The 15,113-nt window shown below is 70.0% G+C and carries 10 protein-coding genes and 1 pseudogene; 5 read left to right on the top strand and 6 right to left on the bottom strand.

Annotated elements, in window-relative coordinates; all coding sequences use genetic code 11:
* Nucleotides 1–3: 3 nt before the first annotated feature.
* Complete coding sequence (locus AB0D74_RS28230) at nucleotides 4–537, top strand: amino-acid N-acetyltransferase (protein ID WP_362592833.1); 534 nt, start codon at nucleotides 4–6, stop codon at nucleotides 535–537.
* Nucleotides 538–816: 279 nt separating this feature from the next.
* Nucleotides 817–1,152, top strand: coding sequence for an Lsr2 family protein (locus tag AB0D74_RS28225; protein WP_093500012.1), 336 nt, complete (start codon nucleotides 817–819; stop codon nucleotides 1,150–1,152).
* Here the strand turns inward: AB0D74_RS28225 and AB0D74_RS28220 are convergent.
* Nucleotides 1,131–1,742, bottom strand: coding sequence for an SCO3374 family protein (locus tag AB0D74_RS28220; protein ID WP_362592829.1), 612 nt, complete (start codon nucleotides 1,740–1,742; stop codon nucleotides 1,131–1,133). The genes AB0D74_RS28225 and AB0D74_RS28220 overlap by 22 nt on opposite strands.
* 430 nt (nucleotides 1,743–2,172) lie before the next feature.
* Between AB0D74_RS28220 and AB0D74_RS28215 the strand changes: the two genes are divergently transcribed.
* Nucleotides 2,173–4,698: an ATP-dependent Clp protease ATP-binding subunit gene (locus tag AB0D74_RS28215; RefSeq protein ID WP_362592826.1), complete on the top strand. Its 2,526-nt coding sequence runs from the start codon at nucleotides 2,173–2,175 to the stop codon at nucleotides 4,696–4,698.
* A 64-nt stretch (nucleotides 4,699–4,762) separates the two neighbouring features.
* On the opposite strand, the gene AB0D74_RS28210 is transcribed toward AB0D74_RS28215, so the two are convergent.
* The 3 genes from AB0D74_RS28210 to AB0D74_RS28200 all read right to left on the bottom strand — a co-directional run bounded on the left by AB0D74_RS28210 (nucleotide 4,763) and on the right by AB0D74_RS28200 (nucleotide 11,651).
* Nucleotides 4,763–7,807, bottom strand: coding sequence for an NACHT domain-containing protein (locus AB0D74_RS28210; protein ID WP_362592824.1), 3,045 nt, complete (start codon nucleotides 7,805–7,807; stop codon nucleotides 4,763–4,765).
* Nucleotides 7,808–7,854: 47 nt separating this feature from the next.
* On the bottom strand, nucleotides 7,855–8,457 hold the full coding sequence (locus AB0D74_RS28205) for an HAD family acid phosphatase (RefSeq protein ID WP_362592821.1): 603 nt from the start codon (nucleotides 8,455–8,457) through the stop codon (nucleotides 7,855–7,857).
* A gap of 167 nt (nucleotides 8,458–8,624) precedes the next feature.
* Nucleotides 8,625–11,651, bottom strand: coding sequence for an NACHT domain-containing protein (locus AB0D74_RS28200; RefSeq protein ID WP_362592817.1), 3,027 nt, complete (start codon nucleotides 11,649–11,651; stop codon nucleotides 8,625–8,627).
* A 382-nt stretch (nucleotides 11,652–12,033) separates the two neighbouring features.
* On the opposite strand from AB0D74_RS28200, the gene AB0D74_RS28195 reads away from it, so the two are divergent.
* On the top strand, nucleotides 12,034–12,585 hold the full coding sequence (locus AB0D74_RS28195) for a M23 family metallopeptidase (RefSeq protein ID WP_362592814.1): 552 nt from the start codon (nucleotides 12,034–12,036) through the stop codon (nucleotides 12,583–12,585).
* Nucleotides 12,586–12,592: 7 nt separating this feature from the next.
* On the opposite strand, the gene AB0D74_RS28190 is transcribed toward AB0D74_RS28195, so the two are convergent.
* Entirely contained in the window at nucleotides 12,593–13,189 is a 597-nt protein-coding gene (locus tag AB0D74_RS28190) for a TetR/AcrR family transcriptional regulator (protein ID WP_362592812.1), read from the bottom strand.
* A 148-nt stretch (nucleotides 13,190–13,337) separates the two neighbouring features.
* On the opposite strand from AB0D74_RS28190, the gene AB0D74_RS28185 reads away from it, so the two are divergent.
* Nucleotides 13,338–14,963 carry an MDR family MFS transporter gene (locus AB0D74_RS28185; protein ID WP_362592809.1) on the top strand — a complete coding sequence of 542 codons (1,626 nt, stop codon included), beginning with the start codon at nucleotides 13,338–13,340 and terminating at the stop codon, nucleotides 14,961–14,963.
* A 57-nt stretch (nucleotides 14,964–15,020) separates the two neighbouring features.
* Here the strand turns inward: AB0D74_RS28185 and AB0D74_RS28180 are convergent.
* A pseudogene (locus tag AB0D74_RS28180) lies at nucleotides 15,021–15,098 on the bottom strand (DUF255 domain-containing protein); the annotation flags it as partial.
* Nucleotides 15,099–15,113: the final 15 nt, after the last annotated feature.

The following is a 15,113-nucleotide window of genomic DNA, read 5'->3' as shown; positions in this document are numbered from 1 at the left end:
CTCATGTCAGCGACGCGCCCCGAAGTCACCGCAAAAGCCATCACCGTCCGGCGGGCCCGGACCAGCGATGTCCCGGCCGTGCGCCGCCTCCTCGACGTGTACGTGCGCGACCGCATCCTGCTCGACAAAGCCATGGTGACGCTTTACGAGGACATCCAGGAGTTCTGGGTCGCGGAACGCGACGACAACGCCGAGGTGGTCGGCTGCGGCGCACTGCACGTGATGTGGGAAGACCTCGCGGAAGTGCGCACTCTCGCGGTGAACCGGGGCCTCAAGGGCGCCGGTGTCGGTCATCAGTTGCTGGAGAAGTTGCTGGAGACCGCACGTTGGCTTGGTGTTCGCCGTGTTTTCTGTCTGACCTTCGAAGTCGAGTTCTTCGGGAAGCACGGCTTCGTGGAGATCGGCGAGACACCCGTGGACACCGATGTCTACGCGGAGCTGCTGCGTTCCTATGACGAGGGAGTCGCGGAGTTCCTCGGACTCGAACGAGTGAAACCGAACACCTTGGGCAACAGCCGGATGCTTCTGCATCTGTGATCGCCGAGAGGGATGGCGAGAGCGATGGCGGCGGACAAGGGTCATCGGGGCGGGAGATCGGACCGCTATTCCAGGATCGCCCCTTGCCCAGGTGCCCTATGTCCGAAACGCGCATGTTTCCGCGTGGGAGCGGGCCCCTCGGCCTCTCCCAGGGGTTTGTGTTTTTCCCGCAAAAGCGGTTTGCTTTCCGACGTACTGCAGTACTGCATATAACAGGGGGCGGCGAAACGGCGGGCGCCGCAGACCCCGGCCCTGAAGTTATCGATGAAAGGAAATCCGGTGGCACAGAAGGTTCAGGTCCTTCTTGTCGACGACCTCGACGGCGGCGAGGCGGACGAGACCGTGACGTTCGCGTTGGACGGCAAGACGTACGAGATCGACCTCACGACCGCCAATGCGGACAAGCTGCGCGGCCTTCTCGACCCGTATGTCAAGGGCGGCCGGCGTACCGGTGGCCGTGCTTCGGGCGGACGCGGAAAGGCCCGTGCGGCTTCCGGCGGCAGCCAGGACACCGCGCAGATTCGCGCGTGGGCCAAGGAGAACGGTTACGACGTCAACGACCGCGGCCGTGTTCCGGCGACGATCCGCCAGGCCTACGAGGACGCGAACGCCTGACCGTTCTCCGGCCCGCGGCCCACGCGCCGCAGCCGGACCCGGTGGCACTCCGTGGCCACCGTGTTCACCAGCCGTACGAGATCGGGGGCGTTCCCGACGCCCCCCATGGCCGACAGCGTCGGCAGCGAGGCCTCGACCTCGCACCCCGACTCGGGGGGCCGCAACCAGGCGGCGGCCCCCTGTACGGGCCCGGCCGGGCCGGGCCGTGCCGGAGCGTCCATCGCGCCTCCGGCGCCCAGCGCCCGCAGATCGAGTCCGAGGGCCGGTGCGCCCCACTCCAGCCAGGCCAGCAGCCCCGGCAGCTCCTCCGCGCTGCCCGCCGCCACCAGCAGCCGCATCCTGTCGCCCTGAAGGGCCACCGGAGAGCCCGGCGCCAGGTGCCCGAGCGCCCGCACCCCCGCCCGCGCCGGCACCTCCAGCACGTCGAAACGCACACCCGTGACCAGCCGTAGCGGCTCTCCGGGCACCGCGGGCACCGTTGCCCACCCCAGATCGTTCTCGTACCAGTGCCGGACCGTGCCGGAAGCGGAATCGAACGGGCGACGGGGGTGAGGGACCGTTGAAGCGGCCAGAGGTGCTGTGCCAGCCATGCCAGGCGCAACCGTCCGGAGGCCGCCGGAGTTACGCTGGGTGTCCGTACGACTGCGAACGGTCCCCGAAGGACGGGTGTGCGGAGGTCCGGAGGGACGCAAGGTTGTTCGCCCGTAGCGGAGGGACCGGGGGCACACGGCATGGACTGTCAGTAGCTGCGGGTAAGACATTCCTAGTGGGAGGGGGCGACACGCAGGCGAGACCGTCTCACGTTCGCCATCGGCGTACTGGCGGAAGGGGTAACTGCCTGGCCTGCGGGAACATCGTCTCGCACCATCGGGTTGGAGCAGATGTCGGCGTTCGGGGTCAGGAGGCCATCGACGGTGTCGGCAGTTGGAATGAGCGGTCCCCGCTTGCGGGACTAAGCTGCGGAAGGACAGGGAGGGGAAGTTCCCCCCACTGCCTGACCGCTCTGAGGAGCGATTAACGATGTTCGAGAGGTTCACCGACCGCGCGCGGCGGGTTGTCGTCCTGGCTCAGGAAGAAGCCCGGATGCTCAACCACAACTACATCGGCACCGAGCACATCCTCCTGGGCCTGATCCACGAGGGTGAGGGTGTCGCCGCCAAGGCCCTTGAGAGCCTCGGGATTTCGCTCGAGGCGGTCCGCCAGCAGGTGGAGGAGATCATCGGCCAGGGCCAGCAGGCCCCGTCCGGGCACATCCCCTTCACCCCCCGTGCCAAGAAGGTCCTGGAGCTGTCGCTCCGGGAGGCCCTTCAGCTCGGCCACAACTACATCGGCACGGAGCACATCCTGCTCGGCCTGATCCGTGAGGGCGAGGGCGTCGCCGCCCAGGTCCTGGTCAAGCTGGGCGCTGATCTCAACCGGGTGCGGCAGCAGGTCATCCAGCTGCTCTCCGGCTACCAGGGCAAGGAGACCGCCACCGCGGGCGGCCCTGCCGAGGGCACCCCCTCGACGTCCCTGGTCCTCGACCAGTTCGGCCGGAACCTCACCCAGGCCGCTCGTGAGTCCAAGCTCGACCCGGTCATCGGGCGCGAGAAGGAGATCGAGCGGGTCATGCAGGTGCTGTCCCGCCGTACCAAGAACAACCCGGTCCTGATCGGTGAGCCCGGCGTCGGCAAGACCGCCGTCGTCGAGGGCCTCGCCCAGGCCATCGTCAAGGGCGAGGTGCCCGAGACCCTCAAGGACAAGCACCTCTACACCCTCGACCTCGGCGCCCTGGTCGCCGGCTCCCGCTACCGCGGTGACTTCGAGGAGCGCCTGAAGAAGGTGCTCAAGGAGATCCGCACCCGCGGCGACATCATCCTGTTCATCGACGAGCTGCACACGCTGGTCGGTGCGGGTGCCGCCGAGGGCGCCATCGACGCCGCTTCGATCCTGAAGCCGATGCTGGCCCGCGGTGAGCTGCAGACCATCGGTGCCACCACCCTGGACGAGTACCGCAAGCACCTGGAGAAGGACGCGGCCCTCGAGCGCCGCTTCCAGCCCATCCAGGTCGCCGAGCCGTCCCTGCCGCACACGATCGAGATCCTCAAGGGTCTGCGTGACCGGTACGAGGCCCACCACCGGGTCTCCATCACGGACGAGGCGCTGGTCCAGGCCGCCACCCTGGCCGACCGGTACATCTCGGACCGCTTCCTGCCGGACAAGGCGATCGACCTGATCGACGAGGCCGGTTCCCGGATGCGCATCCGCCGGATGACCGCGCCGCCGGACCTGCGCGAGTTCGACGAGAAGATCGCCGCCGTCCGCCGGGACAAGGAGTCCGCGATCGACTCGCAGGACTTCGAGAAGGCCGCCTCCCTCCGCGACAAGGAGAAGCAGCTCCTGGCCGCCAAGGCCAAGCGGGAGAAGGAGTGGAAGGCCGGCGACATGGACGTCGTCGCCGAGGTCGACGGCGAGCTGATCGCCGAGGTCCTCGCCACGGCCACCGGCATCCCGGTCTTCAAGCTGACCGAGGAGGAGTCCTCGCGTCTGCTGCGCATGGAGGACGAGCTCCACAAGCGGGTCATCGGCCAGGTCGACGCCGTCAAGGCGCTGTCGAAGGCGATCCGCCGTACGCGTGCCGGTCTGAAGGACCCGAAGCGCCCCGGTGGCTCGTTCATCTTCGCCGGCCCGTCCGGTGTCGGTAAGACCGAGCTGTCCAAGGCCCTCGCTGAGTTCCTCTTCGGTGACGAGGACGCGCTGATCTCCCTCGACATGTCGGAGTTCAGCGAGAAGCACACAGTGTCGCGGCTCTTCGGCTCGCCCCCCGGCTACGTGGGCTACGAGGAGGGCGGCCAGCTGACCGAGAAGGTCCGCCGCAAGCCGTTCTCCGTCGTCCTCTTCGACGAGGTGGAGAAGGCCCACCCGGACATCTTCAACAGCCTGCTGCAGATCCTGGAGGACGGTCGCCTGACCGACTCCCAGGGCCGGGTCGTGGACTTCAAGAACACGGTCATCATCATGACGACCAACCTCGGCACCCGGGACATCTCCAAGGGCTTCAACCTGGGCTTCGCGGCCACGGGTGACACGAAGTCCAACTACGAGCGCATGAAGAACAAGGTCCAGGACGAGCTCAAGCAGCACTTCCGGCCCGAGTTCCTCAACCGCGTCGACGACGTGGTCGTCTTCCCGCAGCTGACGCAGGAGGACATCCTGCGGATCGTCGACCTGATGGTCGGCAAGGTGGACGAGCGCCTCAAGGACCGGGACATGGGCATCGAGCTCTCCCAGTCCGCCAAGGAACTGCTGTCCAAGAAGGGCTACGACCCGGTGCTGGGCGCGCGTCCGCTGCGTCGCACGATCCAGCGCGAGATCGAGGACACGCTCTCGGAGAAGATCCTCTTCGGCGAGCTGCGCCCCGGTCACATCGTGGTCGTCGACACGGAGGGCGAGGGCGACACCAAGACCTTCACCTTCCGCGGCGAGGAGAAGTCGGCCCTGCCCGACGTCCCGCCGATCGAGCAGGCGGCCGGCGGAGCCGGTCCGAACCTGAGCAAGGAGGCGTAAGCCTCGGGGCCGCGGGCCCGAAGCCGAAGGAAACGGGGCCGGTGCTTTCAGCACCGGCCCCGTTTCAGCGTTTCACCCGGGTGACGTTCGCCTCCGGAAAGTGCTCCGAAACGAGGTCTGGGGAGAAGACGTGCCCCGGCATGTTCTGCAGGATCACGGAGCGCACCGCAGGCAGCCGACGTGCCAGGACGGAGAAGTCCTCGGTGCCGAGCAGCCCGGGGACGCGCAGTACCCGGACGCCGGAGAGTTCCGGCATGTGCTCGACGGACAGCGGCAGCTCTCGGAGGATCCGCGCGTTCAGGTGCAGGCGCTCCATCCTGGGCAGTGCGGCGACCGCCTGCCAGTCGGCCGCCGACAGTTCCCTCGTCAGCGGTCCGAGGCTGAGGTCGGTGAGGCTTTCCCAGTGCTCCAGGCCCCGCAGGCCGGTGCGGTCGGTGCTGTTCCGGCCGAGGAACAGGAATTCCAGCTCGGCCCCGACGGGCAGGACGTCGGTGAGGCTCTCGCCCGGCAGCTCCTGCTCCACGGTGAGCCGGGTCAGCGAGCGCAGTGCCCCGAGGCCGGTGACATCGGCGACCTGTCCGCAGACGAGCTCGTCCAGCGGGAGTTCCGCGAGCCGGTCCAGGTCCCGCACCTCGGGGCAGCGGGCCAGGTGCAGCCTGCGCAGGGACCCGAAGCGCGGCAGCGCGCCCAGGTCGGTGAGGACCAGGTTGTCCCGCAGGTCCAGGTAGACCAGGACCTCCGGCTCGGTCACGGCGGCCAGGATCTGCCCGGCGGAGTGCGCGCCCAGGAACGCGAGACCCTGCCAGGGCCGCATCCTGGCCAGCGCCGTCCGCTGCTCGGCGGACTCGCAGCGCACGAAGAGCTGGTCCCGGTCCAGGTGGTCCAGCACCTCCGACGCGTAGGTCACGGTGTCGAAGCGGCTCCAGGTCCCCGCGAGCTGCCGGCGCACCTCCAGATCGGGATGTCCGCGGAACCGGCGCAGCACCCCGAGGGCACCCTCCGGCTCCTCGGCGCCGAGCACCGATGCGGTGATGGTGACGCCCAGCGCCTCCTGCCGGGTCAGCCCCTCGGGTCCCGGCAGCAGCTCCAGCACCAGCGGCCCCGCCTCCGCCAGCGCCTTCGCGTCCTCGGCGGTCGGTGGCGGGATCAGCTCCGCCGCCCGCCGTTCCACCTCCGCCCGCACGCCCGCGTCCAGCGCCGCCGCGTGCTCCAGGCAGGCCAGCGCCAGCAGGGTCAGCCGGGGGACCTCCCGCGCGAGCAACTGCCGGAGCAGAGCGGCCCGTTCCCGGGGCCGGGCATGGGCCACGGCCATCCGGATCACGTCTTCCCACTGGGTGTCGTCCGCGTGGCCGGCGAGGACGTCCAGGTGGCCCTCCTCCACCGCGTAGCGTGCGCCCAGGTAGTCCTGGAAGGTGCGGTGCACGAAGTCCAGGACGCCGTCGGCGGGCCGGCGGACCATGCCGCTGCGCAGGAGCAGGGTGCGCAGCACGGTCGGCGCGTCCCGGCCGCCGGGCAGCGCGACGGACGGCAGACAGCGGTCCACGATCGCCTCGGCCGTCTCCAGGTCCATCTCGGTACGGCCGCTCAGCACCAGCGCGTAGGCGAGGCGCTGGAGCAGCTCCAGCTGGGCCTCCTCGCCCAGCTCGACCTCGTCCACGGATCCCATGCCGCGCTCCCGGTCCCGGCGCGCCAGCAGCATCGCGAGGGCGGCGTCGTACAACTCCTTGCGGCCGGTGGGGAGGTAGCCGCGGCGTTCGCGGTGCAGGGCGCAGATCAGGCCGCACATGAGGGGGTTGGTGGCGAGCCGGGCCAGGTCGCGTTTGGTGCGCAGGGAGTCGAGGAGCGGGCCCTCGAACTCCGGGGCGCGGGCCGCCGTGTGCCAGCGGTGGACGAAGGTCGCCACGTCCGTGCGGCGCATGGGGGCGAGGGTCAGTTCGCCGAAGCCCTCCGGGGCGAGCCAGTCGGAGCGGACCGCGGTGGGGCGGGAGGTCAGCAGCCAGCGGTTGCCCGGGAAGGCGTGGAGGAGGGAGCCCAGCCAGTCCCGGGCGCGGTTGCGGTCGGCGTCGGGGATCTCGTCCAGGCCGTCCACGAGGACCAGGGCGCGGCCGGCCGCCAGGACGCGTTCCGCCCAGCCCTCGGGTGCGGTCAGCGGGCTGCCGACCGCGGTCAGGAAGGCGGCGGGCGCGGGGAAGGCGCCGGCGCCGCGGATCAGGGTGCGCAGCGGGAGGACGTACGGGATGTGCGTGCCCTCGCGGGCCGCCGTCACCGCCACCCACTGGACCAGCGTCGTCTTGCCGGAGCCCGCGTCGCCGCGCAGCAGGACGCGGTCGTGGGCGAGCAGGGCCTCCTCGGCGGGCAGCTGACGGGTGAGGGGGGTGTCTCCCGAGGCGGAGCCCTCGTCGGCGGCCGTCGCCTCCAGGCTCAGATAGGCCACTTCGAGCGGCCAGCGGTCGGGGGAGTCCCGCAGGTCGATGCCGTAGATGGTGATGTGGTTGTGGCGTTCGGCGACGTGGGCGCGGTAGCGGCGCTCGAACGCGGTGTCGGCGGCGCCGGGGCGCGGTGAGCGGGCGAGCAGCTCGTCGACCTTGGCGATGAGTTCGGCATGGGCCCGGGCCTGTTCCACCAGGGTGCGGGTCACAAAGGTGGAGCGGCGGGTGAAGAACTCCAGGATCTGCAGGCAGGCCCACTCGGTCGCGGAGTCCAGGAAGTGGCAGGCGTCGGAGGAGAGGCCGTCGGGCGCGGGCGCCGCGCGCTTGAGCTTCGCGGCCAGTTCGAGGTGGCCCAGCCGGACCGCCTGCACGTCGTCCATGTCGAGATCGCCGAGCGCGAGCAGTCTGCGGGCCAGCGCGTCGGCGACGGCGACCTGTTCCCTGGTCCGGAAGGGCGGCTCACCGGGTGAGTCGACCGCCTGCCGGACCAGGTGCTCGGCGAGCTTGTGCACGTCCTTCTCGACCAGCGCGCGCTTCTCGCCGCGGAAGGACACCAGGCTCTTCAGCCGCACCGGCCTGTCCACCAGCCCCGCGCCCGGCCCGTCCGCCACGAAGAGCTTCTTCAGCAGCGGGCCCATCAGGCTCGACACCAGCTTGCCGCCGAGTACCGCCGGCTCCATCCGCCCACCCCCGTGAATTCCGCGAACAGAGCGAGCCTAGCGGTGGGTTACGACAACTGACCGTTGTAGTCGGGCAGCTTGAACGTCTTGTCGGCGTGGCCGCCCGAGAGGTCGGTGGCGCTGTTGCCGATGTTCGCGATGATGTCGTAGCCCTTGTTCTCGATGTCGACGCGCTGGGCGGTCTTGTAGGCGGCGACGTCCTTGAACAGGTCGAGGAAGCCGCGGACGTAGAGGCCGGAGACCTGGTAGCCGTCGTGTTCGAGGTTGTACTCGGTGGGGAGGTAGATGATCCCCGGGCGGGCCGTGACGAAGAACAGCGAGACGCCGTGTTCCTGGGCGTACTTGGCGACGTTCAGGACCGGCTTGTTGGCCGGCTGGGGGTAGCTGAAGCCGAAGTCGGTCTCCAGCGTGGTGTTGTCGATGTCGAAGACGATCGCCTGCTTCTCGCCGGGCTTCGCGGCGGCGATCCTGCTCTTCAGGTAGGGCAGCGCCTGGTCCATCACGGACTGGCAGTCCTGCTGCCAGGTGGCGTAGTCGACCGTGGTGGAGCTGCTCTCCGTCGCGGCCTGGGCCGGCGCGGCCATACCCGCGAGCGCGGCCACGGAGACGGCGGTGACGGCTGTGCGGCGGATCCAGGTGCCTGTGGTCATCGGTGTGGGGTGTCCTCTCACGTCCGTACGCGTACCTGATGGCAGGTGCATGATCTGTGGCCCGGGTGGCGCGAGGGGAACCACGGGGTTACTGGAGGGTAATCCCGGCTGAGAGGCCGGTCACACGGCGTGGGCCGGGGACGTCACTCGTGGTTGCCGCAGGGACATCACTCGTGGTTGCCGCGCCGGGCCCCCTCGGCGACCCGTACCGACACGCCGGGGAAGAGCTCGGTCAGCAGCCCGCTGTCCTTGCGGGGGTCGTAGCCCGGTCGCAGCAGGAGGCGCAGTACGCGCAGCGCAGGGAAGACGGGCGGCAGGGACCTCAACTGCCGTTCCGTGCCGAGGTCGTAGATGTGCAGAGTGGTGATCCGGGGGAGGACGAGACCGGCCTGCGCGGAGACGGCCACATGCTGGGCCGACAGCCCGGCCTTGGTGAGCAGCGGCAGTTCGGCCAGGCCGGCGAGGAAGACCTCGGGCTGGCATTCGGTGACGTACAGCGTCTCCAGCCGCGGGAAGCGGGCCAGGACCGACAGGTCCCGGACGGTGCCGCGCAGGTCGAGCCGGGTCAGCCGGTCCGGGTCCAGATGGGCCGCCAGGTCCTCCGGGGCGAAGTCGCCCTCCAGCTGCATCCAGCGGCGACCGCCCATCGCGCGGACGGCCGCGAGTTCGGCGGCGGAGTGCGCGACCAGGTACAGGTCGTCGTGGCGGAGCCGGGCGATCACCTCCCGCCCGTACACCTCCGTGTCGAACCGGTGCCAGGAGCCCGAGAGCTGCTTGCGGACCCGCCAGGAGGCGTGGCCGGCGAACTCCGCGAGGTAGGGGATCGCCGTGTCGGTGCCGATCAGCGAGGCGGTGATGACGCACAGGTGGGCCGCCTCGGCGGCGCCGTCGCCCGCGCGGGTCTCTTCCCCGGAGGAGACGAGCTGCTCGGGGGCGGGCAGGAAGTCGAGGATGAGCGGGCCGACGGCGGCCAGTTCGTAGGCGGACTCCAGGTCGGCCGGGGGCACCAGCCCGGCGACACCGTTCTCGATGGCGGTGCGCACCGACGGGTCCAGCTCGGTGGCCTGCTCCAGGCAGGACGCGGCGAGCAGCAGGGCGCGCGGGGAGTCCGCGCGGAGCAACTCGCCCAGGATCTGACCGCGGTCGCGCGGCCGGCCCTGCGCCACCGCCATGCGGATGACGTCCTCCCACTGGTCGTCGGCGGCATGTTTGTGGACCATCCCGAAGGTGCCCTCGTCGAGCAGGGCCCGCGCGCCCAGGAAGTCCTGGAAGGTGCGGTGGCAGAAGTCGATGGTGTCGGTGGACGGGGCGCGCAGCAGGCCGCTGCGGTTCAGCAGGTGGGCCAGCACCGTGTCGGCGTCGCCGAGCGCGGACGCTTCGGGCAGGGCGGGCAGCGCCTTCTCGATCTCGGCGACGGCCCGCTCGCGGGCCATCTCGGTCCGGCCGTCCTTGATGAGCCAGTACGCCAGCCGCTGCAGGATCTGCAACTGCGGTTCCTCCCGCAGTTCCGGGCTGGGCATCCCGCGCTCCCGGTCGCGGCGGGCGAGCAGCATGGTGAGGGCGGCCTCGTACAGCTCCTTGCGGCCGAGCGGGAGGAAGCCGCGGCGGTCGCGGTGGAGGGCGCAGATCAGCCCGCACATGAGGGGGTTGGTGGCGAGCCGGCCGAGATCGGGTTTCGCGCGCACGGCATGGATCAGCTGGGCCTGGTACCGGTCGAGGTCGTCGTCCTCCCCCGGTGCGGCCGGCCGGGCGGCGGTGTGCCAGCGGCGGACGAAGGAGACCACGTCCTCCGGCCGCATCGGGGACAGCACCAGTTCGGTGAAGGCCGCGTCGGCCAGCCAGTCCTCCCTGACGGCCGAGGGCCGTGAGGTGACCAGCCAGCGGTTGCCCGGATAGGCGTCGACCAGGTCCACCAGCCAGGCCCGGGCAAGCGCCCGCTCGGCCTCGGGTACCTCGTCGATCCCGTCGACGAGGACCAGCCCCCGGCCGGCGGTCAGGACGCGTGCCTCCCAGCCGGCCGGCTGCTCCCCGGCGATCGCCGCGCCCACGGTGTCGAGGAAGTGCCGGGGCGCGGGCAGCCGTCCCCCGTGCCGGGTCAGGGACCGCAGCGGCAGGACGAAGGGGATCCGGTCGCGCAGATACGTCATGCGCCCGCTGTCGCCGGCGGGGCGGGCGGCGGAGACCGCCAGCCACTGGATGAGGGTGGTCTTGCCCGATCCGGCCTCCCCCCGCAGCATGATGCGCTCGTGGTCGGCCAGCGCCTCGTCCGCCGGGAGCGGGATGCGGGAGGTCTGGTGCAGGGCGGCCAGGGAGGCGGTGCGGTGGACGGCGTGTTCGATGGTGGCCCTGGCCTGGTGGACGCGCTCCCGAGCGGCCTGGCTCAGGCCCGTGGTCGCCGCCTGCCGTAACGCGCTCTCCGCCGCGATGAGGGTCCGTTCCGCGTTCCGCCGGGCCGTGTCGAAATAGACGATCTCCTCGGCCAGGCTACTGGGCGCGGTCGCCTGGAGGCTCAGGTACGCGGCATCCAGTGGCCAGCGGCCGGGTGAGTTGATCAGGTCGATGCCGTAGATGAACAGCTTGCTGTGCTTCTTGGCGATGTACGCGAGGTAGCGGCGCTCGAACGCGCTGTCGCGCCCGTCCTGGCGGGGGGTGCGGGCGATCAGCTCGTCGACCCGGGAGATCAGTTCGGCCTGGCCGCGGACCTGTTCCACCAGGGTGCGGGCGACAAAGGAGGAGCGCCGGGTGAAGAAGTCGATCACATGCACGCAGGCCCACTCGGTGGCCGAACGCAGGAAGTACCCGGCGTCGGCGGAGAGCTCTTCCGCCGGGGCCCGGCGCAGGAGTTCCCGGGCGAGCTCGCTGTGGCCGAGGCGGACCGCCTGGACGTCGTCCATGTCGAGGCTGCCGAGCGCGAGCAGGGTACGGGCGAGGGCGTCGGCGACGGCTGTCTCCTCGTCGGCCGGGAAGGGGCGCTCCCCCGGGGACCGGAGGGCCTCGCGGACGAGGACGCCGGCGATCTTGTGCACGTCCGGTTCGGTCAGCGTGCGTTTCTCACCCCGGAAGGACACCAGGGCGGACACCCGCACGGGCCGTTCCACCAGGCCGGCGCCGGCCGCGTCACGGACGAAGAGACGCTTGACCAGCGGAGCGACAAGGCTCGACGCGAGTTTCGTGCCGAGTACCGCCGGATCCATCCGCGCCCACCCCCGTAGTCGTGCGAATGCCGGTCAGCGTAGTGCCCGTCACATTTCGGCGGATGTGGATCGCGGGGACCGGTGACATACCGCACGGGGGAAACGGCCCTTACCAAGAGGGATAGTAGGGGGCTATTTCGGACAGGAAGGGACTTTTGTCGCGAGTTCGCGGGCGGGGTGCCGAGGTCGGGGCGGGGTTGGCCGTCCGGGAGGAGTCTGTCAAGAAACAGTCAATCCCTGGTCTCGTTACTAACAAGCCTCGTAGACGCGGGGGGTTGGGCGAAGGCCCGCCTCCGGGTTACCAAGGGATGCCCCGTTCGGTGGCCGCCCCCTGTGGGCCGGTGCCGGAGGGGGGTCCTGTCGCCTACTCCACGAGGTTCCGATGTCCCTGCGCGCCGCTCTCCGTTCCCCCCGTACGTCCTCGCTCCGCAAGCGGGCCGCCGTTCTGGCCGCCGGCATCGGGGTCACGGCCGTGGTGGGATCCGGGCTCGCGTCGGCCGCCACCTCCAGCGCCGCGGCCTGGGTCGACCCGGTGAAGAAGTACTCGCTCTCCGCGTCCTTCAACCAGGCCGGCGGCATGTGGGCCGCCCGGCACAGCGGTCAGGACTTCGCGGTGCCGAGCGGCACCGAGGTCGTCGCGGCGCACGGCGGCACCGTCGTCAAGGCCGGCGGCAACGGCGCCGGTGACGGCCCCGCGTACGGCAACGCCATCGTCGTCAAGCACGGCAACGGGCAGTACTCGCAGTACGCCCACCTGTCCCGCATCGACGTCAGGGTCGGCCAGGTCGTCAAGACCGGTCAGCACATCGCCCGCTCCGGCAACACCGGCAACTCCTCCGGCCCGCACCTGCACTTCGAGATCCGTACGACCCCGAACTACGGCTCCGCGATCGACCCCGTCGCCTTCCTGCGCGCCAAGGGCGTGACCCTCTAAGGGGCGGTCACGCGGGGTGTGAGCCCCGGTGGGCCTGGGTGACCAGGTCCACGGCGACCTCCAGGACCGCCTCGCGCTTCTCCCGGGGGTCGCCCTCGATGTCCTGGATGACGAACATGCCGGCGTGCAGCGTGAAGAGCGCGCTGATGCAGCGGATCTGGTCGGCCAGGGCCGCGTCCGGGTCGATGATGATGTTCCGCAGGCCGCGCATCCGGTCCTTGAAGGTGTCGCCGATCTGCAGCTCCCGGACCGTCGCCTGGTTCTCCTGCATGAACCGGAACAGCGGCCCGGCGTCGCTCAGCGCCTGGTGGTAGCGCCGTACGATCTCCTGCTTGGTCTCCAGGGTGTGCGGCTGGCCCTTGCCCCACTCGATCAGGTCCTCGATCGGCTGCGTCAGGTCCTGGAAGACGCTGACCAGGATCTCTTCCTTGGTCTTGAAGTGGTAGTACAGGGCCGCCTTGGTCACGTCGAGGTGCTCGGCGATCTCCCGCAGGGAGGTCTTCTCGTAGCCCTGCTCGGCGAAGAGTTCGAGCGCCACGTCCTGGATGCGCTGGCGGGTGTTCCCGCGGCGCTGCTGCTTGGTGCCGTCCATGGTGACGCTCATCCTCTTACTCCTCGCACTCCCGCGAAAACTTGCTTGCCGCCCGGCTAGTAAACTTACTTGACGCCCGGCTAGCAACGGGTCTAACTTCCGAGTGTACTGAACTAGCCGGGCGGCAAGTAAGTAGCTGTCGCCAGGGGGAGTGGGAGAGATGGCGGACACCCAGGCGGCCGAGACCGGCCAGGAAACCCAGGAAAAGCAGGAAACACCGGGGGCGACCGGGGCACCGGCAGCGGCCGAGGCGCCGCAGAAGGAGCCCAGGAGCGTACGGGTCGTGATGCTCGCGCTCATGGTCGCGATGATGCTCGCGATGCTCGACAACATGATCGTGGGCACGGCGATGCCGACCATCGTCGGCGAGCTGGGCGGCCTGGAGCACCTGTCGTGGGTCGTGACCGCCTACACCCTCGCCACCGCGGCGTCCACCCCGCTCTGGGGCAAGCTCGGTGACATGTACGGGCGCAAGGGCGCCTTCATGACCTCCATAGTCATCTTCCTGATCGGCTCCGCGCTCAGCGGCATGGCCCAGGACATGGGCCAGCTGATCGGGTTCCGCGCGATCCAGGGCCTCGGCGCCGGCGGCCTGATGGTCGGCGTCATGGCGATCATCGGCGACCTCGTGCCGCCCCGCGAGCGCGGCAAGTACCAGGGCATGATGGCCGGCGTCATGGCGCTCGCCATGATCGGCGGCCCGCTGGTCGGCGGCACCATCACCGACAACTGGGGCTGGCGCTGGGCCTTCTACATCAACCTGCCGCTCGGCGTGGTCGCGCTGGCCGCCATCAGCGCCGTACTGCACCTGCCGAAGAAGCGGAGCAAGACGCGCATCGACTACCTCGGCGCCGGTCTGCTGACCCTCGGCATCACCTCGATCGTGCTGGTCACCACCTGGGGCGGCTCGCAGTACGCCTGGACGTCCGCGCGGATCATGGAACTGATCGCCATCGGCGTCGTCGCCCTGATCGGCTTCGTCTTCTGGCAGACCAAGGCCGCCGAGCCGGTCCTGCCGCTGCACATCTTCCGCAGCCGCAACTTCACCCTGATGTCGATCATCGGCTTCATCGTGGGCTTCGTGATGTTCGGCGCCACGCTGTTCCTGCCGCTGTACCAGCAGTCCGTGCAGGGCGCGTCCGCCACCAACTCCGGTCTGCTGCTGCTCCCGATGCTCGGCGCGATGCTGGTGACCTCGATGGTCGCCGGCCGGGTCACCACCAGCACCGGCCGCTACAAGATCTTCCCGCTCGCCGGCGGTGTGCTGCTCACCATCGGCCTGTACCTGCTGTCCACCATGGACACCGACACCACCCGGTTCATGTCCGGCGTGTACATGGCCGTCGTCGGCCTCGGCATGGGCTGTCTGATGCAGATCACCATGCTGGTCGCGCAGAACAGCGTGGAGATGAAGGACATGGGCGTCGCGTCCTCGTCCACCACCCTGTTCCGGACGCTCGGCTCCTCCTTCGGTGTCGCCATCATGGGCGCGATCTTCAACAACCGGGTCCAGGACGTCATGGCCGAGCGGGCCGGCTCGCTGGGCTCCAAGATCACCGAGCAGTCGGCGCAGCTGGACGCGAAGAGCCTGGCGAAGCTGCCGGCGGCGGCGCGCGAGGCGTACCAGCACGCGGTGTCGGCCGGTACCCACTCGGCCTTCCTGCTCGGCGCCGTGATCGCGGTGCTGGTGCTGGTGGCCGCGGTCTTCGTGAAGGAGGTCCCGCTGCGGGGCGGGCCGCAGAAGGCGGACGAGGCGGCACCGATGCCGGCGGTCGAGGCCATCTGAGACCAGGTGTGACCGATTGCGACCGGTTGTGACCGGTTGCGGGGGCCCGGGGGCAGCCGACCAGGGCCACCAGTCGACGGGGTTGTCGGCGTGCTGGAGGAGGTACGGGGACGTCTCATGGGCCAGTCGGTTCACCCTCCCACTCTCCCA

It is taken from the genome of Streptomyces sp. NPDC048278, assembly GCF_040652195.1.
Lineage (GTDB): Bacteria > Actinomycetota > Actinomycetes > Streptomycetales > Streptomycetaceae > Streptomyces.
The sequence above is the reverse complement of the archived record's forward strand: the minus strand, read 5'-3'. Positions and strand labels throughout refer to the sequence as shown.

Bases quoted from the DNA above. Each gene is read 5' to 3' on its own strand.
- AB0D74_RS28230 (WP_362592833.1), top strand. From the start codon at position 4: ATGTCAGCGACGCGCCCCGAAGTCACCGCAAAAGCCATCACCGTCCGG.
- AB0D74_RS28200 (WP_362592817.1), bottom strand. From the start codon at position 11,651: ATGGATCCGGCGGTACTCGGCACGAAACTCGCGTCGAGCCTTGTCGCT.
- AB0D74_RS28205 (WP_362592821.1), bottom strand. From the start codon at position 8,457: ATGACCACAGGCACCTGGATCCGCCGCACAGCCGTCACCGCCGTCTCC.
- AB0D74_RS28220 (WP_362592829.1), bottom strand. From the start codon at position 1,742: ATGGCTGGCACAGCACCTCTGGCCGCTTCAACGGTCCCTCACCCCCGT.
- AB0D74_RS28190 (WP_362592812.1), bottom strand. From the start codon at position 13,189: ATGAGCGTCACCATGGACGGCACCAAGCAGCAGCGCCGCGGGAACACC.
- AB0D74_RS28215 (WP_362592826.1), top strand. From the start codon at position 2,173: ATGTTCGAGAGGTTCACCGACCGCGCGCGGCGGGTTGTCGTCCTGGCT.
- AB0D74_RS28210 (WP_362592824.1), bottom strand. From the start codon at position 7,807: ATGGAGCCGGCGGTACTCGGCGGCAAGCTGGTGTCGAGCCTGATGGGC.
- AB0D74_RS28195 (WP_362592814.1), top strand. From the start codon at position 12,034: ATGTCCCTGCGCGCCGCTCTCCGTTCCCCCCGTACGTCCTCGCTCCGC.
- AB0D74_RS28185 (WP_362592809.1), top strand. From the start codon at position 13,338: ATGGCGGACACCCAGGCGGCCGAGACCGGCCAGGAAACCCAGGAAAAG.